The sequence below is a fragment of the Haloarcula sp. Atlit-47R genome (assembly GCF_003665985.1).
Classification (GTDB): Archaea; Halobacteriota; Halobacteria; order Halobacteriales; family Haloarculaceae; genus Haloarcula; species Haloarcula taiwanensis.
The window spans coordinates 513,017-533,523 of record NZ_QPLQ01000002.1; the positions used below are offsets into that span (position 1 = coordinate 513,017).

Below are 20,507 nucleotides of genomic sequence, written 5' to 3' on the forward strand. Positions count from 1 at the left end.
TGAGGCAAAGCGGCACGCCTTTAGGGGCGACTGTCAATTGGCGGAATATGGGCTACGATTACGACAAAGTGGAGGTTCCCGACGAGGGACAGCAGATTCAGGTCACGGAGGACGACGAACTCGACGTTCCGGAGAACCCGATCATCCCAATCATCCACGGGGACGGTATCGGGACGGACGTCGGTCCGGCCGCACAGAAGGTGCTCGAAGCCGCCGCGAACGCCACCGGTCGTGACATCTCCTGGATGCGCGTCTACGCCGGCCAGTCCGCCCGGGACAAGTACGACGAGAACCTCCCTGATGACACCGTCGAGGCCATCAAAGAGTTCAACGTCGCTATCAAGGGCCCGCTGACAACACCAGTCGGCGCTGGCTTCCGCTCGCTGAACGTCGCGCTCCGCAAGACGCTCGACCTCTACGCGAACGTCCGCCCGACCTACCACATCGACGGCGTCCCATCACCGGTCAAAGACCCCGAGGAGATGGACATGGTCACCTTCCGGGAGAACACCGAAGACGTCTATGCTGGCATCGAGTGGGAGGCCGGCACCGACGAAGTCGAGGAGGTCAAGGAGTTCGTCGAAGAGGAGATGGACTTCGACGAGACCATCCACGACGGCCCGGTCGGCATCGGCGTCAAGCCGATTACCGAGTTCGGGACCAAGCGCCTCGTCCGCGAGGCAATCGACTACGCCCTCGAAGAGGACCGGGACAGCGTCACGCTGGTCCACAAGGGCAACATCATGAAGTTCACTGAGGGTGCCTTCCGCGACTGGGGCTACGAGGTCGCCGACGAGGAGTACGGCGAGAACGTCATCACCGAGGACGAACTCTGGGACGAGTACGACGGCGAAGCGCCCGAGGACGCGCTGGTCGTCAACGACCGCATCGCCGACAACATGCTCCAGCAGCTCCTCACCCGTACCGACGAGTACGACGTCATCGCGACGATGAACCTCAACGGGGACTACATGTCCGACGCCGCCGGCGCACAGATCGGCGGGCTCGGCATCGCCCCCGGTGCGAACTTCGGCACGGCGCGCTGTCTCGCAGAGCCGGTCCACGGCTCCGCGCCGAAGTACGCCGGCGAGGACAAGGTCAACCCGACCGCGATGATTCTCTCCGGCCGCCTCATGCTCGAATACATGGGCTGGAAGGACGCCGGCCAGCTCGTTCGTGACGCCGTCGAGGAGACTATCTCCTCCGGGAACGTCACCTACGACCTCGAACGCCAGATCGAGGGCGGCACGAAGCTCGCCACCAGCGAGTTCGCCGAGAAGGTCGTCGAAAATATAGAGAAGCTCTCGTAGAGAGCTTCTGGACTCTGGCGGCTTCGCCGCCAGAACATCGAGAAACTCGCGTAAGCGAGTCGCGCTGGCTACAACACGCTTCATTTTTATTCCGGTACAGCCTGAGAGTGACGGCACAGGCGAGTCCTATCGGGAGAACAGAGCTATCGCTCGGGGGTTGCGTTTCTTGTGGAGCACAGTCGGTCCGAGAAGCGTTACTCGGTCAGCGGCAGGACCACACCGAACACGAGCGGCGAGAGGAGCCCGACGAGGATACCGAGCAGTTCCATGTCGACCAACAGCGTGTCGCCCCAAGCTGGAAGGGTCCCGAACACGGCGCTTCCGGCGATCTCCCCCGCAATGCCGAGGAGGAACAGCCCTGCCCCGAGCATGAACCCGCGCTTTGCGAGGGTCGCGTAGTCCGCGTTCCAGTTTTGGCTCATACAGGTCCGTTCTTGTGGACCTACTAAGCTCTCTCGGATCGAAAGAGCTACAAGCGGTTTGCAGTGATATCTGGGCACACATGGCCACAGAATCGATTCCGGAACTACTGGAACTCCTACTTTCGACGGTTCTCGCAGTCGGGCTAACCGTCGGCGGGGCACTCACCGAACAGGCCGCCCTCGCCGACCTGTCCGGCGGCATCTCCGCGTTCGCTGCTTGGGAGGTGTACATGGGGCTGGTCCTTCTGTACGCCGGCTATCTGCTCACCTCACGCCGAGTCCTGCCGGCATTCGGTAGCGCCTGAGTCTGGTCTGTGCGGGCGATCGGTTATTCCCGAAGCGACCGCTTGGTCGTATTTGCGACCCACTCCGGCTGTGCTACTGTCGTCGACCCCACATGCTGTAGCCGCATCTCTTGCGTGACACGGACCTGCTGGTCGCTACGTTCAGCGTCGAAAACCAGCCGGAACGCCGAAACGGTGCCGTCGTGATTGACGCGAAGCCGGACGGAGACGTTGTGAGGGTCACTCACGAACAGCGGCGTGCGGAGTCTGTCGGGGTTGGTGAAACGGGTCCCGACGAGGGCGACGCCGCCGTCACTCCGGTCGGCAACGGAAAGCGCAACGGCTTCCGCGACGCCGCGTATCGTCCGGCGCTCCGAGAGGTCCGAGACCGGGCCGTCGTCGCGGACTGGCCACGCGACCTGATTCCGCCGGTTCGCTCGATTGTCGTACCGGGCCGCGACGATGGAGCCGTTGGTCCAGTAGTCGATGCGGGTGGTGAACGTGTTCAGTTCCGTCCCGTTCTGCCGGAACCGCCCTGCGTACGTCGTCTTGTTCACCGCGACGTAGCGTGTGTGGTTCGTTCGCCGGAGCACCGTTCCGTTGCTGTCGGTGACTCGCTGGCGAGTGATCAGCGTGTAGTTCGTCGTCGCAAGTGTCCGCGCGTGGGCGCTTGCCAGCGTTGACGGAACTACTGCGTTGTCACTCACGCCCGGCGGATAGCCGACCCCGTCGGTCGGCACCGCTACCGGCGTGACCGTCTCGGGGCTGTCCGACTGGACGAACCCCGAACACCCGGCGAGTACGAGCGCGAGCGTCACGATGGTAGCCACTGCCCGCGTCATTAGCAACTATACGGGCGCAGGACTCAAACAGTTGTGGTTAGTCCTGCCAGTCCGGGTTCGGTCTGGGCGGGCTGAACACGTCGATGCCGCGGACGGGCTCCTCGCCGTCGTTGCGCGCCTCGTGTGGTTCCTCGCTCGGGACCACGTAGGAGTCTCCGGGGCCGATGACGTACTCTTCGCCGTTGACGTGGAAAGTGAAGGTCCCTTTCACGACGTAGCCGACCTGCTCGTGGCGGTGGCTGTGTTCCGGGACGGCCGCGCCGGGTTCGATATGGAACTGCTGGACACTCATCTGCTCTCCGACGGCCAGCTGTGTCAGATGCACGCCGTCGACTGCTTCGACTGTCTCACAGGCCGCCTGTGGCACTTCTTCCATGCTCGGCTATGTCAGGTCCACCGCACCTAAGCCTTCGTCCCCCGGCATCGGACGTCGGTGGATTCAGTACCGTCCGGCCCCGAACGGGGGGTATGTACGCGGTCGTCGGGTGTAGCAATTGTAGCGCGCTGTGGGTCACCGAGGGGCGGCCGGAGACGACGCAGTGCCCGCGGTGTGGCACGCGCCGGAAACACCAGAAGCGGCGGAAGTTCGTCGAAACGGACGACGAGGCCCACGCTCGCGAGATCCGGGCGTCGATGCTGGCGAACCGGCAGGGAGAGGGCGACGCCTTCGCGGAACTGGACTCCTACGCCGAGATGGAGCGACAGGTCGGCGACGCGGGCGTGGACGACGAGACGTATCTCGAAGATTCGGGAGTCGACACTGACGCCGTGTCGGCGGCCGCCGAGCGCGTCGAACAGGGGGCGGCCAGCGGGTCGAGCCGCAAGGAGACTGTCCTGAGCGCGTTGCGGAACCTTGACCAGCCCACCGAAGGCGATGTGGTGGCTTACGCCGAGGAGCGTGGCGTCCCGGCGTCGTACACCCGGAAAGCGCTGCAGAAACTGGTTCGGGCGGGCGAGGTATCGGAGAGCCGGGGGAAGTACCGGCTGCTATGACCGCGACGTTAGATCTGGAGCCCGGCCCGGTCGCAGTCGGGATTCTTGTCGGTCTCTCGGGACTGCTGTTTCTGCTCACCCCGGTCGTTGAGCCAGTTGCCGTGGGTTCACTACAGGTGAGCACGGTCGCGCTCTCGGCGGTCGTCTTGACGCTCGGGTTCGCGCTGGGGACGGTCGTGTTCGCCCACCGAGGCCAGCGACTGTTCGCAATCGCCCACGGTATCTTTGCCGTGGCGTGGGCGTTGCTTGTACTGGGTCCCCTACTCGGACAGGAAGCGCTCCTGCTCGCCGGCGTCGTCGTCCTCGTTGCGGGTGCCGGCTTTCTGGTGAGTCAAAGCCGGCAGTAAGAGCGCACTGACCCGAAAGCGGCACTACCGCCCGAGGTCGGCGTGCGCCGAGGAGAGGTGGCGCGAGGACAGCGCAGCAAGTAAGGAGAGTTCGCCGGCCAGCGCGCCGGCAGCGATGACTTCCGCGAGCGCGTCTGCGTTGCTCCCGGCGGGGTCGCCGCCGCCGGCGTAGCCAAGCACGTCCAGCGCCTCGGACTGGGTCGGCAGGCCCGTCCCGCCGCCAACGGTGCCGACCTCCAGCGACGCGATAGTGACCGAGGCGTACAGCCCGTCCTCGCGGGCGTCGACAGTGGTGATGGCGTTGCTCCCCTCGACGACCTGTGCGATATCCTGCCCGAGCGCGAGGAACGCGGCGGCGACGACGTTGGCGGCGTGGGCGTTGAACCCCAGCGCGCCGGCCTTCGCCGAGCCAACGAGGTTCTTGCGGGTGTTGGCCTCGACGATAGCGTCGGAGGTCGTATCGAGCCGGTCCTCGACCTGCTCGTGGGGAATGAGCACGTCCGCAGCGACGGTCCGACCGCGCCCCTCGACAGCGTTGATAGCGGCGGGCTTCTTATCCGAACAGAGGTTGCCCGACAGCGCGACGAGGTCAGCCGGCGTTTCGGACTCGACGACCTCGCAGGCCGCCTCCGTCGCGATGGTTGCCATGTTCATCCCCATCGCGTCTTTCGTGTCGTAGGAGAACCGCAGGAAGACGCTGTCGCCGACGACGTACGGTGTCACGTCCTGTAGCTCGCCGTGGCTCGTGGTCGACTCGGCGGCGTCAGCCAGAGCGTCGACGTGTTCGCGGACCCAAGCTGACACTTCGCCGGCCTCGGCCACGTCTTCGACGCGGAACACCGGCGCGCGGGTCATCCCGGACTTGAGGACGCGAGCGGTCGCGCCGCCAGCGTTTCGAATCGTGGAGACGCCGCGGTTGACGGAGGCCAGCAGCGCGCCCTCGCTGGTCGCCAGCGGGAGGTGGTGGTCGCCCTTGGCGGCCCCGCCGTCGACCGGGAGGGGGCCGACCACGCCCATCGGGACCTGCGCCGCGCCGACCATGTTCTCGATGTTGCTCTCGGCGTCGGCAGCGTCGAAGGTGTAGTCGCCGACCGCCGAGAGGTCCGCGCCGGTCTCCTCGGCCAGCAGGTGTCTACGGGCCGCTGCCGCGGTGTCGGGATCGGCGTGGTCTTCCAGTTCGTAGAGCCGCAACTCACCGTCACGAACGCGCTCTGCGAGCGCCGTAGCCTCGGAGTCGGTCATACTGACCGGTGTGGCTTCGGGGCTCCTAACAGTTGCTCTTGGCGGGCCAAGCGTTTTGCAGTCGCCGCGCCCGGAGTCTGTATGGTCGACCGCGTATTCACGAACTGTGAGGTGCGACCGCTGTCCGGCGACGAGCCGGCGTCCGCGGTTGCAGTAGCGGACGGCACGGTTACCGCCGTCGGCGACCCGAACGAACTCTCGACGGCGGGTGCCGAGACCGTCGACTGCCGCGGCGGCGTCTTGCTGCCCGGTTTCGTCGACGCCCACACGCATCTGGACATCGTCGGCCGGCGTGCAGTCGAGGCGGACCTCGCCGGGGCAGACGGCCCGGCCGACTGCATCGACCGGCTGCTGGCGGCTGACGGCGGCGAGGGTTGGATTCTGGGCTTTGGCTACGACGAGAGCGACTGGAATGGCGACCTGTTGCAAGCGGCGACGCTTGACCAAGTAAGTACCAAGCGCCCCGTTGCGGCCGCACGAGAAGACATCCACACGGTATCGGTGAACCACGCCGCGCTGGACGTACTGGACCTACCCGACGACGGCGTCCGGACCGAGGACGGAGCCCCGACAGGCGTACTCGTCGAGGAAGCTGCCGAGGCCGTCTTCGACGCTATCGCGCCCGACTACACACAGACCCGGGAGTACCTGCTGGCCGCACAGGAGGTGGCGCTCTCGGAGGGAATCACCGCCGTCCACGACATGGTGCGGCAGTCACACGCCCCGCGAGTGTACCGCGATCTAGACATCGAGGACGCACTCTCGCTGCGGGTGCGGCTCAACTACTGGGTCGATCACCTTGATTCGGTCAGGGAACTCGGTCTGGTGACGAACCACGGGAGCGACCGGGTCCGGACGGGCGCGATCAAGACGTACATCGACGGGTCGCTCGGGGCCGGAACCGCGCGGCTCCGGGACCCCTACGCCGACAGCGATAGCGTCGGCGAGTGGCGGACGGCTCCGGATGCTCTCCGGAGACTCGTGTCAGAAGTCGACGACGCGGGCCTCCAGTTCGCCGCCCACGCCATCGGCGACGCGGCCATCGAGGCACTGCTTTCGGCCGTCGAGTCGGTCGACGCCGATAGCGAGCGCCACCGCGTCGAACACGCCGAGGTCCTGACCGGTGACCTGGTGGAGCGGCTGGCTGCATCGCCGCTGGTCGTGTCATCCCAGCCGAACTTCCATCGGTGGGCAGCGCCCGGTGGCCTGTACGACGAGCGACTCGGCGAGCGCCGCGCGCAGACGAACCAGTTCCGCGACCTCGTTGATGCCGGCGCACAACTGGCCTTCGGGAGCGACTGTATGCCGCTCTCACCGCTGTATGGCGTCCAGCAGGCCGTGACCGCGCCGGAACCGAACCAGCGGCTGACGGTCGACGAGGCACTGCGGGCGTACACCAGCGGTGCCGCGTACGCGGGCTTCGACGAGGACCGGATGGGCACGATTACGCCGGGCTCGGTCGCGGACTTCGCCGTGCTGACGGCCCCCCCGTGGGCGGTGCCTGGCGGCGAAATTTCGGATATCGCAGTTACGTTGACTGTCAGCGACGGTGACGTAGTGTTTGACGCCAGCGACTGACTCGAACAGACAGCGATGTCGAATCAACCTTTTTCGTCACTCAATAACATACAACATGATTCGGCAATGCGGAATATAGAACCGGATTGGTCGCCAAATCCGGATATAAAAAATTGATGGACTACCAATACCGGAAACGGAATTATAGTTGCCACCAATTTTGCTAACAGAACTTAGTTGGCCACCAATACTGTAAATACAATTCTTTCCACCACCAACTTGCTTCTTTGAAGATAAAATGTTTTCACGAAGTAGTTCCGAAGTGTGAGTACCCACAGGTGGATACATCGTGCCCGAAATGGAAACCGCCGCGTTCGAGACAGATCTCAGCCTCTTCAAGTACGACAACCTCGAGCAACTCCCGTCAACGTATCGGGATCTCGAGGCAGACGAGCGGACCGAGCGCATCGAGAGCGCGCTCGATACCCTCGGCGACGACGTGGTCATCCTCGGCCATAACTACCAGCGCCGGGAGATAGTCGAACACGCCGACTTCATCGGCGACTCCTACCAGCTCTCGAAGGAGGCCGCCGAGTCCGACGCCGACTACGTGATTTTCGGCGGCGTGACGTTCATGGCCGAATCCGCGGACATCATTACGGACGACGACCAGACCGTGATTCTCCCGTCGATGGAGGCCTCCTGCCCGATGGCCGGCATGGCCGAGGCGCTGCAGGTCGATGCCGCGTGGGCGGAGCTGACCGCGGCCCTGGACGACGACGAAGAGATAATCCCTATCACGTACATGAACAGCTACGCCGACCTGAAGGCCTTCTGTGCCGAGCAGGGCGGGCTGGTCTGTACCTCATCGAACGCGCACAAGGCCTTCGAGTACGCCTTCGAGAAGGGCGACAAGGTCCTGTTCCTGCCCGACAAGCACCTCGGCGAGAACACGGCCCACCGCCTCGGCATGGCCGACGAGACCGTCGAGTGGGACCCGTGGGACGCCGAGGGGACCGACGCCGCCGACGCCGTCGAAAACGACATCATTCTCTGGGAGGGGTACTGCCAGGTACACGAACGCTTCCGCGAGCACCACATCGAGTCCATCCGCGAGGACTACCCCGACGCGAACGTCATCGTCCACCCCGAGTGCCGCCGCGAGGTCGTTGAGGCCGCCGACGTGGCCGGCTCCACGTCGACCATCTGTGAGTCTGTCGCCGAGGCCGACGCCGGCGAGACGTGGGCCATCGGCACCGAGATACACCTCACGCACCACCTCCAGCGGTGGCACCCTGAGGTGAACGTCGTGCCGCTGTGTGGCGATGCCTGTATGGACTGCAACGCGATGCGGCAGATCGACCCGAACTACCTCGCGTGGGTGCTGGAGGAACTGGTCGACGGCCGCGAGCGAAACGTCATCGAAGTCGCGCCCGAGGAGAAGGAACTGGCACAGGTCGCGATGGACCGCATGCTGGAAATCTAACCATGACGGACGACCCGATTACGACGGACGTGCTGGTCATCGGTTCCGGTATCGCCGGGCTGGCGGCGGCGCTCGCCGCGGCCCGCGAAGGCGACGACGTGACGCTCGCCACGAAGGCCACCCGCCCCGAAGGGTCCTCATCCTGGTGGGCACAGGGCGGCATTGCCATTTCCCGGGATACACCCGAGGAGTTCAAAGAAGACATCATGGCCGCTTCGGACGGCACTGCCGACCCCGACGCCGTCGACGTGCTAGTCGAGAACGCCAACGAAGCTGTCGAGGACGTGCTGCTGGAGACGCTGGACGTTGAATTTGACAGCGTCGAGCCACGCTCGACGGGAGCGGACGAGCGGGCGTCGGAGACGCCCGTGAGTCAGGATGGGTTCGACTTCACCCGCGAGGCCGCCCACAGCGAGGACCGCATCCTCCACGTGGACGCCTCAACGGGCAAGCACATTCACGTCCCGTTTCTGAACTACGTCGACGACCACGACCGCGTGGAGATTCTGGACGACACCGCCGCGCTGGAACTCATCCGCCACGAGGGCCGCGTTCACGGCGCGATGCTCGAATCCGACGGCGAGGTCGACCCCTACTTCGCCGGCAGCGTCGTCCTGGCGACCGGCGGTATCGGCGACCTCTACCCGCGGACGACGAATCCCGATAACACCACCGGGGACGGCATCGGCATGGCCGCACTCGCCGGGGCCGAGGTCGAGGACATGGAATACGTGCAGTTCCATCCGACCGCATGCGTACAGGAAGGCGGCGAGCGTGACGGCGACGTGGCCTTCCTCGTCAGCGAGGCCGTCCGCGGTGAGGGCGGCCTGCTCCGCAACGGCGACGGGGAGCGGTTCATGCCAGACTACCACGCCGACGCCGAACTCGCGCCCCGCGACGTGGTGGCCCGGGCAGTCAAAACAGAGCGAGAGGCCACCGGCGAGGTCACGCTGGACGTCTCGCCACTCGATTTCGCAGAGGAGTTCCCCGACCTCGCACAGCGCTGTGAGGACCACGGCGTCGACTGGACCGAGGGAATCCCGGTCGCCCCTGCCGAGCACTTCCTCTGTGGCGGCATCTCCGTCGACGACCGCGGCCGGACGACGCTTGACCGACTCTACGCCGTCGGCGAGTGCTCCCGGACCGGCGTCCACGGCGCGAACCGACTCGCCAGTACGTCCCTCCTTGAGGGACTCGTCTGGGGTCTGCGCGCCGGCGAAGACGCGGCCGGGGCCGAACCGGAGCCCATCGAAGCGCCGGAACTACTGGAACGCGACCCGGACCTGCCCAAGCGGTTCGCCAGCGACAAGTTCCAGCGGCTGACCCGGGTGATGGACGACTATGTCGGCGTCGTGCGCGACCCCGCGGACCTCCAGCGCGCGATGGCCGTCCTCCGCCGGCTCAAGGGCGAAGTGGATGCGTACGTCCGCACGCGTACCAGCCGCTCGCTGTACGAACTCCGCCACGCCAGCGTCACCGCCCTGTTGATCGCGCGCCACGCCGCCGAAAACGAAGAGAGCGTCGGCACGCACAATCTCGTGGACGCGAGCGAGGACCCGCCGGAGTCCACAGCCGACTGATGCTCGCAGACAGCGACATCGAGCGATGGCTCCGGGAAGACGTGGGCCACCACGACGTGACCAACGACGTGCCCGGCACGACTGAGGGACGACTGGTAGCCAAGGAGTCCGGCGTGGTTGCGGGTCTCGACGCTGCCACTGCAGTGTTCGAGTATCTAGACTGTGCGGTTGAGACAGCGGTCGACTCCGGGGCTGCCGTCGACGCCGGAGACGTGGTGCTTCGCGTCGACGGCCCCGCGCAGTCGGTGCTGCGCGGCGAACGCGTCGCGGTGAACGTCACCGGCCACGCCTCGGGCGTGGCAACGAAGACCCGGGCCGCCGTCGATGCGGCGGCATCGGCTGCGACGAATTCCACGCCCCGCATCGCCGGCACGCGAAAAACGACCCCCGGACTGCGCGGCGTCGAGAAGCGAGCGGTAGCGGCCGGCGGCGGCGACACCCACCGGCTTGACCTCTCACACATGGTGATGGTCAAGGACAACCACATTGCCGAGCTGGGACTTGTCGAGGCCGTCGAACACTTCCGCGAGCGGGTCTCCTTCGCCACGAAACTCGACGTAGAGGTCGAAGCTCCGGCAGATGCACCGCGAGCCGCGGAAGCCGGCGCAGACATCGTCTTGCTGGACAATATGGCCCCCGCCGAGACCGAGCGCGCGGTCACCCTCGTGACGGCAGCCGACGCCGATGCACTCACGGAGGCCAGCGGCGGTATCACAGTCGAGGACGTGCCGGCGTACGCCGAAACGGGTGTGGACATCATCTCGATGGGGTCGCTGACCCACTCCGCGCCAACGCTCGATTTCTCGTTCCGAACGGGCTGAAGCGATCAGTCCGGCCGACTCGACGAGGATTCGGTTCTGAGTTCGTGCGGGAGTTCGAGTTGCTTGATACCGGCTCGGTCGTCGATTCGGAACCGGTACAGCGCCGTCGCCTCCGTCTCGGCCGCGCGTTCGAACACGTCTGGCTTCCAGGAGGTGTCAATCTGTTCTTCGATTGCTCTGCGTTCGTCGTCGGGGATGCGCTCGATGGAACCCGTCAGCAGGACGCTGCGCCAGTTGAACGTCGTCTCGATGTCGTAGACGAGAAACCGGGCAATAGCAGCGTCGTCGCTCGCCGTCACTTTCCGGCTGTCGGTACCGAGGACGTAGACGAAGTAGAGCGCGGCGTCGCCGTCGTACCAGAAGCTGAGCGGGCGCAGTAGCGGCGCGGAGTCGGTCGGGACACCGAGCACGCCGACGCTTTTCCGTTCGAGGGTCGTTTCGATGTCCTCGCTGTCCATCTGGAGCATCCCGAAATCTTCCAGTTCGGCAACTGTCATGTCTCCGATTGTCGGCAGGTGATGATAAATCCACAGGGCAGTGGCGCAAACTGTCGATACCGGGGCGTCGAGTCCGGCCACCCGGTGCTTTTGTGTGGTCACGACGCATCCCTACCCATGCCAGACGCAGTCCGTCGGTGTCCCGAGGACGGCTTCTTCGAGGGCGACACGTGCCCGGTCTGTGACAGAGGAGGCAGCCATGTTCTCGACGGTGGACGGCGACGACAGCTCTCGAAGTTCGTCTCGGGCGCGCTCAGGCATTTCCCCGAGGATGCAGGCATCGAAGTAGACGAAGCGGGGTGGACGACGTTCGATTCCCTCCGCGTCGCAGTCGAGCAGAAGTACGACTGGGCCGATGGTGAGGCACTGGCCGGCGTTCTCGCCACGGACCCGAAAGGGCGATTCGAGCGGGTGGGAGCCAGTGACGAGTCGAGCGCGGCAGCCGCTGGCGGCCGGGTCCGGGCGACGTACGGGCACTCCGTCGACGTAACTCTCGACGCGACCGACGACCCCGTACCGGCGACGCTGTACCACGGAACCGCCCCGCAGAACGCCGATTCGATACGCGAAGCCGGGCTCAAGCCGATGGGCCGCCAGCGAGTCCACCTCTCCGAATCCGCCGCAACAGCCCGCGAGGTGGGGCGTCGCCACGCCGCCGACCCTGTCGTGTTCGTCGTCGACGCCGCGGCGATGCAGGCCGACGACCGGCGGATTGTCAAGCGCGGGACCGAGACGTACACGACTGCCCGCGTGCCACCGCAGTATCTCTCACTGGTCGAAAACTAGCGTGATTGCGCCGCCCGCTACTCGACCAGCGGCGTCCCGGTCATCGCGTCCGGCTGGTCGATACCCATGAGCATGAGCATCGTCGGCGCGAGGTCGGCCAACGTCCCGCCGTCGCGTGCAGTCCGTCCGCCAGCGGTCCCGTCGGGAGACAGATAAATGAAGGGGACGGGGTTGGTCGTGTGGGCCGTGTGCGGGTCGTCTTCGGTCCCCATGTCGTCGGCGTTCCCGTGGTCGGCACAGACCAGCACGTGCCCGCCGGCGGTCTGAATCGCCTCAACGAGGCGGCCCAGTTGCTCGTCGACGGCCTCGACGGCGGTCACCGCCGCGTCAAAGTCGCCGGTGTGGCCGACCATATCGGGGTTGGCGAAGTTCAGGACCATCGCGTCGGGGTCCTCGGTCTCGATGAATTCAATGGCGGTGTCGGCCAGTTCCGGCGCGCTCATCTCGGGCTGGAGGTCGTAGGTCGCCACGTCGGGACTGTCGACAATTTCGCGGCTCTCGCCGTCGAACGCGACCTCGCGGCCGCCGTTGAGGAAGTACGTGACATGGGGGTACTTCTCCGTCTCGGCCAGCCGAATCTGCGTCTTTCCGGCTGCAGAAAGCACCTCGCCGAGCACGTCCTCGGGCTGGTTCGGCGGGAAGGCGACCGGCAGGTCGAACGTCTCGTCGTACTGCGTCATCGTCACCACCCGGGTGTCCGGCGGCTCGGTGTCGGCCCCCCAGGCGTCCGGGCGGATATCGCCGAGCATTCGGGTGAGCTGCCGGGCGCGGTCCGACCGGAAATTGAAGAAGACGACCGCGTCGCCGTCTTCGAGGCCAGCGTGGTCGCCGACGGTCGTCGGCTCGATGAACTCGTCAGTGGTGTCGCGGGCGTACGACTCGGTGGCCGCCGTGACGGCGTCGTCGGCGTGGTGGTCGCCCTCTCGATGGACGATGGCGTCGTAGGCCCGGCGGGTCCGCTCCCAGTTCTGGTCGCGGTCCATCGCGTAGTACCGACCGCAGACAGTGGCCACGTGGCCCGTCCCGTGTGCCTCGGCGTGGGCTTCGAGGTCGGCAAGGTAGCCCTCACCGCCGGTCGGCGAGGTGTCACGACCGTCGGTGAAGGCGTGCGAGACGGCGTCGGTCCCGCGCTCGCCGGCGAGTTCGATGAGCGCGTGGAGGTGGTCCTGATACGAGTGGACGCCGCCGTCCGACACGAGGCCCATGAAGTGGACCCGGCCGCCGTGGTCCTCGGCGTACTCGAAGGCCGACAGCAGCGTCTGGTTCTCGAAGAAGGGCGGGTCCTGTGCGGCGTCGTCGGGCGGCGATTCGCCCCGGGAGCGCGCGATACTGTCGCTGACACGGGCGGAGTCCTGCTTGACGACGCGGCCGGCCCCGATGTTGAGGTGGCCGACCTCGGAGTTGCCCATCTGGCCCTCCGGGAGACCGACCCGGCGGCCGTGGGTTGCAAGCGTCGACGCTGCGCCTGCGTCTCGGTAGCGGTCGAAGTTCGGTGTGTCGGCGGCGGCGACGGCGTCCCGCACATCGTCGTCCGGGTTCAGCCCCCAGCCGTCCAGAATGATGAGTCCGACGTCCATACCCGGTGGGTCACGCGACCGGCGTAATACACTGTCGGTCAGCGCCGAACGTGACGGTCGATGATGCGAAATTCGGCAGTACTGGTGGTGCTATTCCCCTGCTATCGTTGCTGGTATCGGGAACCCTGAAATTAAGAGGGTGGCCCGCCTTCGGTCGGGCATGACTCGGAACATCCTCTCGGACGATCTGGCCGACGCAATCGTTACGACGGCCCGGACAGCGACAGGCGACTCGCTTCGCTCAGTGACGTATTTCACACGTGCGAACTTCGAGCAGCTCTATCTTCGGGACGACCTCGAACAGGACGCCGACCTCAACGACTTCGTCGGCCACGAGTGGCAGGGGTACAAGCAGACGAAAAACGCCTACCAGGAGTCCGAACTGGGCGACTACCGTTTCACCGTCCGTGCGTTCTCGAACGGCTACCTCCTGCGGGCGACGACCGAGCGACAGGGCGTGCTCATCACCACGGACGGCCTGACGATGCAGTCCTACGAGGAGATCGCCGAGGCCATCGAGCGCCTGCTTCGCGAGGAGTCGGGCAAGGAGTAACCACCGAATTGGCGAGTGACCAAAGGGTTATATCCGTCCCGGCGAACCCACGGGCATGACGCTGGACCCGGTGCACGTCGACGGCATCGCCAAGCTCGCCGGGCAAGTGCGCGAGACCGTCGAGACGAGCGACCAAGAGGCGGCCGCAGAGGAGGTGTGGGACAGTTTCCTCGACCCGCTGTGGCAGGACGGAACGAAGATTCTGGAGCCGCTGGACGAGCAGCGCCGCCGGAAGGTTCCGATTGAAGACATCGCGCTGGTGGACCCGCCGTTCCCGACCCAGCACGGCCTGGACTCGGGGACGATCAATCCGACGACGTTCAAGAACGGACTGGTACTGGACGTGGCACAGGCGGCGATGGGCAGTGTGCCCTCGGACATCGAACTCCACCGGGGCCGGACCATCATCATGGCCGTGCACTCGAACGACGCGACACTGGGGTTCGGCGGCGAGTGGCAGGGCGGGGACCGCGGCTACGCGAAGCGGCGTGTCCTCGACGTGCCACAGGTCGACCGCTACGAACAGCGGGTCGTCCACGCCCTGGCGCTGTACCTCGCAGAGAGCCAGCACGCGCTGACAAACGCCGATGTGGTCGAGGACCTGTTCATCCTCGATGGCCCCATCTACCCGACCGGCGTGCTCCGATGGGCCGACCGCGACACTGAACTAGCCGACCTGCTCGCGGAGGACGACCGGCCGAAGACGGTGGTAAACAACTACGTCGACCTCGTCGAGCGGTTCGTCGAGCGGGACGTTCCAATGGTCGGGTTCATCAAAAACTCCTCGACGAAGGCCCTTACGCGGGCCCTCCGCCGAAAAACGAACGCCCCGTGGGTGAACGACACCGCTTTCTTCCGCCGGATACTGGAGCGCCGTGACGATGGGGGCGACCGGCAGACCGGCTGTCTCACTGCGACAAACTGGTTCCGCTCGCGGGGCGGCACCGACGGCATCATGGCCGCCGACGGCGACGCGCTGGGCATCGAGCGGTCGCTCGACCCCGAGGCCTACGAGGTGACGTTTTTCGTTCTCTACGACCCCCGGTCCGACCTCGTGTTCCGCGTCGAGGCCCCCTATGCCTTCACCAAGGACCCGGAGTGCCGGGCCAAGCTCACGCGGCAGATACTCCACGACGTGGCCCGAGAGCAGGGGCCGCCACTGGCTATCGGGAAGGCCGACGAGCTCGCCAAAATCGACCGGCAGGGCAGCGAGGAACTCACCCGCCGCATCGAGCGGACGTTCGAGACTGACCGCGAACGAGAGTACAACGATATCCGGTGGGGCGCCGTCGAAGAATCGTTCTGAAGTGGCTAGTCGCGGCGGGCCAAGACGATAGCGTAAAGCAAGACAAGGAGACCGACGAGTTCTGTGAGAGTGCCCGGAAGGGGAAACACCATTCGCGGGAGGACCTGCACGGCACTCAGGGTAACGAGGTACGAGACGAAGGTGAGGAGGCTGATTCCGATAGCCAGTGCGAGCATGGAGCGGGTCCGCCGTCGGCGGTAGCCAACGAGCGCCAATGCAGCGATGAGCAGTCCGACCCCGGTCTGTGCGAGGTGGAACGCGGTGTTCACGGTAACCCACGTGTCGGCGGAGAGGCCGGCAACCTCCATTAGAGCCCCTCCCAGAGGTCTACCAGCGCATCAGCGAACTCGTGTGTCTTTGACTCGACGGAGAGACTCACGTCGAAGGTCCCTTCGGTGAGGCGTACGGTGAGTTCGTCCATCTGTGCATCGTACACGTCGACGTGGTGCCCGTCATCCGCAATTTGCGTTCGAGCAGTGACGAGGCCGCAGTCCTCAAGCGCGCCGAGACGGCGATACACGGTCGAGAGTGACATGTCGCAATCGTTGCTGAGTTCAGTTGCAGTCATCGGTCTGTGACTCGTGGCTGCAAGGAGTGCGCGAGCGTATTCGTCATCGAGGAGGGCAAACACCTCAGTCGGGGACGGGTCCTCGGCCACGCGCAGTGGGTTCACCCGGCACCGTGGTATAACTCACCGGTCGTTCGCTGACTCAGAAAACGGACGGGGCTTCCGACAGGCCCGTGCAGCTATGCCGTCTCGGCCTGCTGGACAGTGACATCCACTGTCTCACCGGCGACGCCGAGTCGGGCGAACTGGGTTCGGACGTGTTCCTTGGCCGCGTCGATGGCCGCATCGCGCGTCTCGAAGCCGCGGGGCATCGGGGACTCGAAGGCGATTCGGATCTCGCGGTCGCCGATGGACTGGACCTGGCCGCCGCTTTCGACCTCGTAGAAGGCGTCACAGACCCAGACGTAGGGGGTCCCCTCGTCCGGCGCGCCGTTGAACTCGGGCGGCTCCTCGCCCGGTTCGTACAGCGTCCCGGTCAGCGCCGTCCCGCCTGCCGTCCCCCGAATAAGCAACATACTCACATGTAGGGACCCCAGCGGCAAAAGATTCTCCCCCGGCTCAGGGTCGGCAGTCGACCACGACGGGCAAGTGGTCGGAGCCGTAGTGGTCGTCGTCGCGGTCGGCGATGACCGCCCTGGTGTCGACGGCCACGTCCTCGGTAACGAACACGTGGTCGATGCCCATCTCGGGGAGCAGGTCGTGGAAATCGGTCCGGCTGGTCGTCGGCCCGTGGGTGACGGTCGCTGTGTCGCGGGCGTCAACGAGATTTCGGCCGTCGGGGAGTTCGTGGCCCGTAGCGCGCTCGTAGGCCGGCTCGCCGACCACGCAGTTGAAGTCACCCATCAACACCGCGGGCGCGTCCCGAGCGACGGAGTCGAGATGGTCGAGCGCCAGTTCGATTCCCTCGGTCCGCGCGGCGGTCCCCTGATGGTCCAGATGCGTATTCAGGCACAGCAAGTCCTCACCGGTGTCGCGGTCGCGGAGACGCGCCCAGGTTGCTACGCGGGGATAGGCGGCGTCCCAACCGACGCTACTCGGCTTGGCCGGCTGTTCGGAGAGCCAGAACGTGTTCGTGGCCGCGCAGTCGAAGCGGTCGGTCCGGTAGCCGATAGCCGTGTGCTCCCCGCCGGCGTCGACGGGGTCACGCGGATCACCGACCCACTCGTAGCCGTCCAGCAACACCTCTAGCTCCCGAAGCTGGTGGGCCATCGCCTCCTGCAGCCCGATAATAGCGGGGTTGTGATACTGAATTATCCCCGCGACCAGCCGCCGCCTGTGGGGCCACCCGTCTACCCCATCTCCGGCGGTGTCGTACCGCACATTGAAAGACATCACCCGCGTCGGATTCATATGCGTTCGTTGACAGCCACCGGGGTAAGGTTTCACATTCATACCGCTGGGGAAAGGTGTTAATCCCCGGCTACCCTGAACTGGAGTATGTCCGACCTCGGGGATTTCACTGATTTCGACGGCGACGACGCGGCGGCCGACGACGAGGCCGCACAGTCGTCAGAGACGACCGACGACGGTGACCGGGCTGTCGACGCGACAGAGGGCACCAATCCGACAGCACCAGCTGCGGATGCCGACTTTGAAGAGATGGACGTGACGCCGGCGGGAACAGACACCGGCCTCGGTGTCCTCTCGGCAGCGAGCGGCCTCCGAATCAGCGAGGAAGCAGAGGAAACGGTCCTGCGGGCGTATGTCACCGCGCGGAACCGCTCGCGCCTGCGCATCGGAACGTATCTGCTGGTCCCGTACCCCGACGGCGAGCGGCTGTTCTGTCGCATCAAGGCCCTGGAGTACGCACAGGAGTTTCACGCCGACGACGCGACCGAAATCCACGCCCGGCGGGCGATGCGCGAGCGGGGCATCGACGAGCGGGACTTCAAGTTCATCGCGGAACTGGAGCCGGTCGCGGTGCTGTACAGCGACGGCGCGACGTCGGAGACGTCGCAAGCAGCCGGCGGTGCCGGCGACAGCGGCGACCTCAAGCGGCGGATGACAGACCGGGTGCCAAAACCCGAAACCGTCGTCCGGGAGGCCACCGACAAATCCGAGATCAAAACCGGTCTGAAGATTCCCGAGGACGGTGTCTTTCTGGGCCATCTCGCCGTCGGCGGCGAAAAGGTCCGCACCGCCGCGGAGCCGCCGACCATCGACTACCGGCTGAAAGACGACTACGACGCCGGTGACCCGCTCGTGTTCCGGCACACCCTCGTTGCCGGCGGGACGGGGTCCGGGAAGACTCACAGTTCCAAGAACGTCCTCCGGCAGTACCTCGGGCGGACTTACGAGATGGGCGACGGCCGGACGCCCGAACTCGCCGTCGTCCAGTTCGACCCCCAGGACGAGTACGCCCAGATGCACGACGACAACCCCGCGATGACCGACGAATTCGAGCGCCGCTGTGAACGGGAGGGCGTCGCCTACGGCGGCCACGACGACACCATCGCGTTCGTCCCGAAGGTCGCGGGGGCCGACTACAACGCCAGCCACCACCGCGCCGAACAGGTGGAGTTCACCATCCCGTTCTCGCTCGTCCACGACAACCCCTGGCTCATCGCCGGCTCCAGCCTGAACGACAACCAGTACGGCGCACTGGTAAACACGCTGCTCCCGCGGTTCAAGCGGGAGTATGGCGAAGGCGGGACCTACAGCGACTTCCGGACCTTCCTCGGGGACCCCGCGCTCAAGGAGGAACTGGACGAGGCGGGCGACGTCCACGAGGCCACGTTCGACGCTGTCAAGCGCCGCGTGCAGGGCTTCGGCGCGGTCTTCGACCAGGACGCCCGCCCCATCACCGACCAGATTTCCCAGTTCGTCCGCGACGGCGGCCTGACGGTCATCCCGACGTACCACATCACGGACTCCCGGACCGCCTCAACTATCGTGCTGGCCGTCTCCAGCCTGCTCATCGACCAGAAGCTCTCGAACGACCCGGACTACGACCGCATCAAGGAGACGCCGCTCGTGCTGGGGATGGACGAGGCCCACAACTTCCTCACCGACGCCGACAGCGTGCAGGGCCGCAAGGTCATCGGGAAGTTCACCGAGGCCGCCAAACAGGGCCGCAAGGAGCGCCTCGGCCTGTACCTCATCACGCAGGACCCACAGGACATCGCCGATCCGGTGTTCAAGCAGATAAACACGACGATGGTGCTCAATCTCGGCGACGAAGACGCCATTTCCGCGGTGAACATCCCCAGCAATCTGGAATCGAAGGTCCCCTACATGGAGAAAGGCCAGCGGGTCGTCTACTCGCCCGACAACTCCGAGCCGGTGGAACTCATCGGCCTGTCGACCTGTGTGACTCGCCACGGGCGGGACTGAGAGACCGCAGACCAACGCGCCGATTGCAGGGGGCCGAAGATTCAAATCGGCCCCAGCGGAAGTGGTCGTATGGCGAAGCGAATCCTCGTTCCGGTCGATAGCTCAGATCAAGCATCGGTAGCCTGTGAGTTCGCAGCCGAAGAACATCCGGACGCGACGGTCGTTCTCCTACACGTCATCAACCCCGCAGAGGCCGGCTACAGCGCGGAGGCATCGATCCCCTCCTTCTCCGAGGAGTGGTACGAAAAACAGAAAGCCACAGCAGAGAGCCTGCTCGACGAGCTTGAATCGGAAGTGACCGAGGCCGGTGTCGACTCTGTCGAACACGTCATCGAGGTCGGACGACCGACGAAGGTCATCGTGGAGTACGCGGACGACCACGACATCAACCAGATTATCATGGGGAGTCACGGCCGCTCGGGGATGTCCCGCATCCTGCTGGGCAGCGTTGCCGAAATCGTCGTCAGACGGGCATCTGTGCCTGTAACCGTCGTCAGATAGCGCTACGAGTGTCGGACGATATGGACGTCGTACTGCGGGTCTTCGGACACCGGTGAGCCGACACTACAGACCGGCGTCGACACCCGTCCAGCGTTCTCACTGCCGATGAACACGATGGAGGCCCCCTCCTCGTGAGCGACTTCTCTGATCGTCCGAGTGATATCCGTCGTCGTTGACGCCATCGAACTCACGTCTTCCGGGACCTCGTAGCGGAACGACGCCGTCGGGGCGACCGACTCAGCTTGCTCTCGCATCCGGTCGGCGATAGCTTCGACGTCGAACTCCTCGGTGTCGTCGACCCAGCCCTGTTCACGCGCGTATGCCGCATCGTTCGGAATAACAGACAGTGCAGTGATATCCTCGTCGCGGTAGCCCGCGAACTCCATCGCCCGCGTTAGCGCGGCTTTCGACAGGGCCGAGCCGTCAAAGGGCACGAGTAGTACCATATCCCACCTGTCGCCCGGTTGTGATTTATTGGTTCCGCAAGCTGGTGTGATTGCTGAGGATTAGTGCTGAAGTCGACACATCGCAGTCCCGCGGT

At 65.4% G+C, this 20,507-nt stretch carries 24 protein-coding genes; 13 read left to right on the top strand and 11 right to left on the bottom strand.

Features of this window, described 5'->3' with window-relative positions:
- Positions 1-47: 47 nt before the first annotated feature.
- Positions 48-1,310 carry an isocitrate dehydrogenase (NADP(+)) gene (gene icd / locus DVK00_RS10335; RefSeq protein WP_121577679.1) on the top strand — a complete coding sequence of 421 codons (1,263 nt, stop codon included), beginning with the start codon at positions 48-50 and terminating at the stop codon, positions 1,308-1,310.
- Positions 1,311-1,504: 194 nt separating this feature from the next.
- Here icd and DVK00_RS10340 read toward each other — a convergent pair whose 3' ends face one another.
- Positions 1,505-1,732, bottom strand: coding sequence for a hypothetical protein (locus tag DVK00_RS10340; RefSeq protein WP_101349357.1), 228 nt, complete (start codon positions 1,730-1,732; stop codon positions 1,505-1,507).
- A gap of 80 nt (positions 1,733-1,812) precedes the next feature.
- On the opposite strand from DVK00_RS10340, the gene DVK00_RS10345 reads away from it, so the two are divergent.
- Positions 1,813-2,037 carry a hypothetical protein gene (locus DVK00_RS10345; RefSeq protein ID WP_101349356.1) on the top strand — a complete coding sequence of 75 codons (225 nt, stop codon included), beginning with the start codon at positions 1,813-1,815 and terminating at the stop codon, positions 2,035-2,037.
- Between the two features lie 23 nt (positions 2,038-2,060).
- On the opposite strand, the gene DVK00_RS10350 is transcribed toward DVK00_RS10345, so the two are convergent.
- Positions 2,061-2,858, bottom strand: coding sequence for a hypothetical protein (locus tag DVK00_RS10350; protein WP_121577680.1), 798 nt, complete (start codon positions 2,856-2,858; stop codon positions 2,061-2,063).
- Between the two features lie 37 nt (positions 2,859-2,895).
- The gene (locus tag DVK00_RS10355) at positions 2,896-3,234 is read right to left on the bottom strand and encodes a cupin domain-containing protein (protein ID WP_101349354.1); all 339 of its coding nucleotides are present in this window, start codon (positions 3,232-3,234) and stop codon (positions 2,896-2,898) included.
- Between the two features lie 92 nt (positions 3,235-3,326).
- On the opposite strand from DVK00_RS10355, the gene DVK00_RS10360 reads away from it, so the two are divergent.
- Positions 3,327-3,851 (top strand): DUF5817 domain-containing protein, encoded by a 525-nt coding sequence (locus tag DVK00_RS10360; RefSeq protein ID WP_101349353.1) that lies wholly within the window; start codon positions 3,327-3,329, stop codon positions 3,849-3,851.
- Positions 3,848-4,198: a hypothetical protein gene (locus DVK00_RS10365; protein WP_101349352.1), complete on the top strand. Its 351-nt coding sequence runs from the start codon at positions 3,848-3,850 to the stop codon at positions 4,196-4,198. Before DVK00_RS10360 ends, DVK00_RS10365 begins: the two co-directional genes overlap by 4 nt.
- A gap of 24 nt (positions 4,199-4,222) precedes the next feature.
- On the opposite strand, the gene hmgA is transcribed toward DVK00_RS10365, so the two are convergent.
- The gene (gene hmgA / locus DVK00_RS10370) at positions 4,223-5,440 is read right to left on the bottom strand and encodes a hydroxymethylglutaryl-CoA reductase (NADPH) (RefSeq protein WP_101349351.1); all 1,218 of its coding nucleotides are present in this window, start codon (positions 5,438-5,440) and stop codon (positions 4,223-4,225) included.
- A gap of 81 nt (positions 5,441-5,521) precedes the next feature.
- Between hmgA and DVK00_RS10375 the strand changes: the two genes are divergently transcribed.
- From DVK00_RS10375 to nadC, 4 genes are all read left to right on the top strand, one after another.
- The gene (locus DVK00_RS10375; RefSeq protein ID WP_121577681.1) at positions 5,522-7,018 is read left to right on the top strand and encodes an amidohydrolase; all 1,497 of its coding nucleotides are present in this window, start codon (positions 5,522-5,524) and stop codon (positions 7,016-7,018) included.
- Between the two features lie 298 nt (positions 7,019-7,316).
- Complete coding sequence (gene nadA / locus DVK00_RS10380; RefSeq protein WP_199722460.1) at positions 7,317-8,444, top strand: quinolinate synthase NadA; 1,128 nt, start codon at positions 7,317-7,319, stop codon at positions 8,442-8,444.
- Positions 8,445-8,446: 2 nt separating this feature from the next.
- Complete coding sequence (locus tag DVK00_RS10385; protein WP_121536415.1) at positions 8,447-10,024, top strand: L-aspartate oxidase; 1,578 nt, start codon at positions 8,447-8,449, stop codon at positions 10,022-10,024.
- Positions 10,024-10,845: a carboxylating nicotinate-nucleotide diphosphorylase gene (gene nadC / locus DVK00_RS10390; protein ID WP_121511143.1), complete on the top strand. Its 822-nt coding sequence runs from the start codon at positions 10,024-10,026 to the stop codon at positions 10,843-10,845. Before DVK00_RS10385 ends, nadC begins: the two co-directional genes overlap by 1 nt.
- Positions 10,846-10,850: 5 nt before the next feature.
- Here nadC and DVK00_RS10395 read toward each other — a convergent pair whose 3' ends face one another.
- Positions 10,851-11,342, bottom strand: coding sequence for a pyridoxamine 5'-phosphate oxidase family protein (locus DVK00_RS10395; protein ID WP_101349346.1), 492 nt, complete (start codon positions 11,340-11,342; stop codon positions 10,851-10,853).
- A gap of 117 nt (positions 11,343-11,459) precedes the next feature.
- Between DVK00_RS10395 and DVK00_RS10400 the strand changes: the two genes are divergently transcribed.
- Positions 11,460-12,128 (top strand): RNA 2'-phosphotransferase, encoded by a 669-nt coding sequence (locus DVK00_RS10400; protein ID WP_121577683.1) that lies wholly within the window; start codon positions 11,460-11,462, stop codon positions 12,126-12,128.
- A 17-nt stretch (positions 12,129-12,145) separates the two neighbouring features.
- Here the strand turns inward: DVK00_RS10400 and gpmI are convergent, their stop codons facing one another.
- Positions 12,146-13,705, bottom strand: coding sequence for a 2,3-bisphosphoglycerate-independent phosphoglycerate mutase (gpmI, locus tag DVK00_RS10405; protein WP_101349344.1), 1,560 nt, complete (start codon positions 13,703-13,705; stop codon positions 12,146-12,148).
- 160 nt (positions 13,706-13,865) lie between these two features.
- Here gpmI and DVK00_RS10410 point away from each other — a divergent pair, with 160 nt between their 5' ends.
- Both DVK00_RS10410 and DVK00_RS10415 read left to right on the top strand, forming a co-directional pair.
- The gene (locus tag DVK00_RS10410) at positions 13,866-14,258 is read left to right on the top strand and encodes a hypothetical protein (protein WP_053966265.1); all 393 of its coding nucleotides are present in this window, start codon (positions 13,866-13,868) and stop codon (positions 14,256-14,258) included.
- Between the two features lie 55 nt (positions 14,259-14,313).
- Entirely contained in the window at positions 14,314-15,564 is a 1,251-nt protein-coding gene (locus tag DVK00_RS10415) for a DNA double-strand break repair nuclease NurA (RefSeq protein WP_101349343.1), read from the top strand.
- Between the two features lie 5 nt (positions 15,565-15,569).
- On the opposite strand, the gene DVK00_RS10420 is transcribed toward DVK00_RS10415, so the two are convergent.
- From DVK00_RS10420 to DVK00_RS10435, 4 genes are all read right to left on the bottom strand, one after another.
- The gene (locus DVK00_RS10420; RefSeq protein ID WP_101349342.1) at positions 15,570-15,872 is read right to left on the bottom strand and encodes a hypothetical protein; all 303 of its coding nucleotides are present in this window, start codon (positions 15,870-15,872) and stop codon (positions 15,570-15,572) included.
- Positions 15,872-16,222 (bottom strand): winged helix-turn-helix domain-containing protein, encoded by a 351-nt coding sequence (locus DVK00_RS10425; RefSeq protein ID WP_101349341.1) that lies wholly within the window; start codon positions 16,220-16,222, stop codon positions 15,872-15,874. The genes DVK00_RS10420 and DVK00_RS10425 overlap by 1 nt, the downstream gene beginning before the upstream one ends.
- A gap of 89 nt (positions 16,223-16,311) precedes the next feature.
- Complete coding sequence (locus DVK00_RS10430; protein WP_101349340.1) at positions 16,312-16,647, bottom strand: hypothetical protein; 336 nt, start codon at positions 16,645-16,647, stop codon at positions 16,312-16,314.
- A 43-nt stretch (positions 16,648-16,690) separates the two neighbouring features.
- The gene (locus DVK00_RS10435) at positions 16,691-17,482 is read right to left on the bottom strand and encodes an endonuclease/exonuclease/phosphatase family protein (RefSeq protein ID WP_101349339.1); all 792 of its coding nucleotides are present in this window, start codon (positions 17,480-17,482) and stop codon (positions 16,691-16,693) included.
- Between the two features lie 87 nt (positions 17,483-17,569).
- Between DVK00_RS10435 and DVK00_RS10440 the strand changes: the two genes are divergently transcribed.
- Positions 17,570-19,465, top strand: coding sequence for an ATP-binding protein (locus DVK00_RS10440; protein ID WP_121577684.1), 1,896 nt, complete (start codon positions 17,570-17,572; stop codon positions 19,463-19,465).
- Between the two features lie 69 nt (positions 19,466-19,534).
- Positions 19,535-19,966, top strand: a complete 432-nt coding sequence (locus DVK00_RS10445; RefSeq protein ID WP_121536405.1) for a universal stress protein — start codon at positions 19,535-19,537, stop codon at positions 19,964-19,966.
- Between the two features lie 2 nt (positions 19,967-19,968).
- Here the strand turns inward: DVK00_RS10445 and DVK00_RS10450 are convergent, their stop codons facing one another.
- Positions 19,969-20,412: a universal stress protein gene (locus DVK00_RS10450; protein WP_101349336.1), complete on the bottom strand. Its 444-nt coding sequence runs from the start codon at positions 20,410-20,412 to the stop codon at positions 19,969-19,971.
- Between the last annotated feature and the right edge of the window lie 95 nt (positions 20,413-20,507).

Coding starts and splice junctions, on each gene's coding strand:
- icd (WP_121577679.1), top strand. CDS start 48: ATGGGCTACGATTACGACAAAGTGGAGGTTCCCGACGAGGGACAGCAG.
- DVK00_RS10340 (WP_101349357.1), bottom strand. CDS start 1,732: ATGAGCCAAAACTGGAACGCGGACTACGCGACCCTCGCAAAGCGCGGG.
- DVK00_RS10345 (WP_101349356.1), top strand. CDS start 1,813: ATGGCCACAGAATCGATTCCGGAACTACTGGAACTCCTACTTTCGACG.
- DVK00_RS10350 (WP_121577680.1), bottom strand. CDS start 2,858: ATGACGCGGGCAGTGGCTACCATCGTGACGCTCGCGCTCGTACTCGCC.
- DVK00_RS10355 (WP_101349354.1), bottom strand. CDS start 3,234: ATGGAAGAAGTGCCACAGGCGGCCTGTGAGACAGTCGAAGCAGTCGAC.
- DVK00_RS10360 (WP_101349353.1), top strand. CDS start 3,327: ATGTACGCGGTCGTCGGGTGTAGCAATTGTAGCGCGCTGTGGGTCACC.
- DVK00_RS10365 (WP_101349352.1), top strand. CDS start 3,848: ATGACCGCGACGTTAGATCTGGAGCCCGGCCCGGTCGCAGTCGGGATT.
- hmgA (WP_101349351.1), bottom strand. CDS start 5,440: ATGACCGACTCCGAGGCTACGGCGCTCGCAGAGCGCGTTCGTGACGGT.
- DVK00_RS10375 (WP_121577681.1), top strand. CDS start 5,522: ATGGTCGACCGCGTATTCACGAACTGTGAGGTGCGACCGCTGTCCGGC.
- nadA (WP_199722460.1), top strand. CDS start 7,317: ATGGAAACCGCCGCGTTCGAGACAGATCTCAGCCTCTTCAAGTACGAC.
- DVK00_RS10385 (WP_121536415.1), top strand. CDS start 8,447: ATGACGGACGACCCGATTACGACGGACGTGCTGGTCATCGGTTCCGGT.
- nadC (WP_121511143.1), top strand. CDS start 10,024: ATGCTCGCAGACAGCGACATCGAGCGATGGCTCCGGGAAGACGTGGGC.
- DVK00_RS10395 (WP_101349346.1), bottom strand. CDS start 11,342: ATGACAGTTGCCGAACTGGAAGATTTCGGGATGCTCCAGATGGACAGC.
- DVK00_RS10400 (WP_121577683.1), top strand. CDS start 11,460: ATGCCAGACGCAGTCCGTCGGTGTCCCGAGGACGGCTTCTTCGAGGGC.
- gpmI (WP_101349344.1), bottom strand. CDS start 13,705: ATGGACGTCGGACTCATCATTCTGGACGGCTGGGGGCTGAACCCGGAC.
- DVK00_RS10410 (WP_053966265.1), top strand. CDS start 13,866: ATGACTCGGAACATCCTCTCGGACGATCTGGCCGACGCAATCGTTACG.
- DVK00_RS10415 (WP_101349343.1), top strand. CDS start 14,314: ATGACGCTGGACCCGGTGCACGTCGACGGCATCGCCAAGCTCGCCGGG.
- DVK00_RS10420 (WP_101349342.1), bottom strand. CDS start 15,872: ATGGAGGTTGCCGGCCTCTCCGCCGACACGTGGGTTACCGTGAACACC.
- DVK00_RS10430 (WP_101349340.1), bottom strand. CDS start 16,647: ATGTTGCTTATTCGGGGGACGGCAGGCGGGACGGCGCTGACCGGGACG.
- DVK00_RS10435 (WP_101349339.1), bottom strand. CDS start 17,482: ATGAATCCGACGCGGGTGATGTCTTTCAATGTGCGGTACGACACCGCC.
- DVK00_RS10440 (WP_121577684.1), top strand. CDS start 17,570: ATGTCCGACCTCGGGGATTTCACTGATTTCGACGGCGACGACGCGGCG.
- DVK00_RS10445 (WP_121536405.1), top strand. CDS start 19,535: ATGGCGAAGCGAATCCTCGTTCCGGTCGATAGCTCAGATCAAGCATCG.
- DVK00_RS10450 (WP_101349336.1), bottom strand. CDS start 20,412: ATGGTACTACTCGTGCCCTTTGACGGCTCGGCCCTGTCGAAAGCCGCG.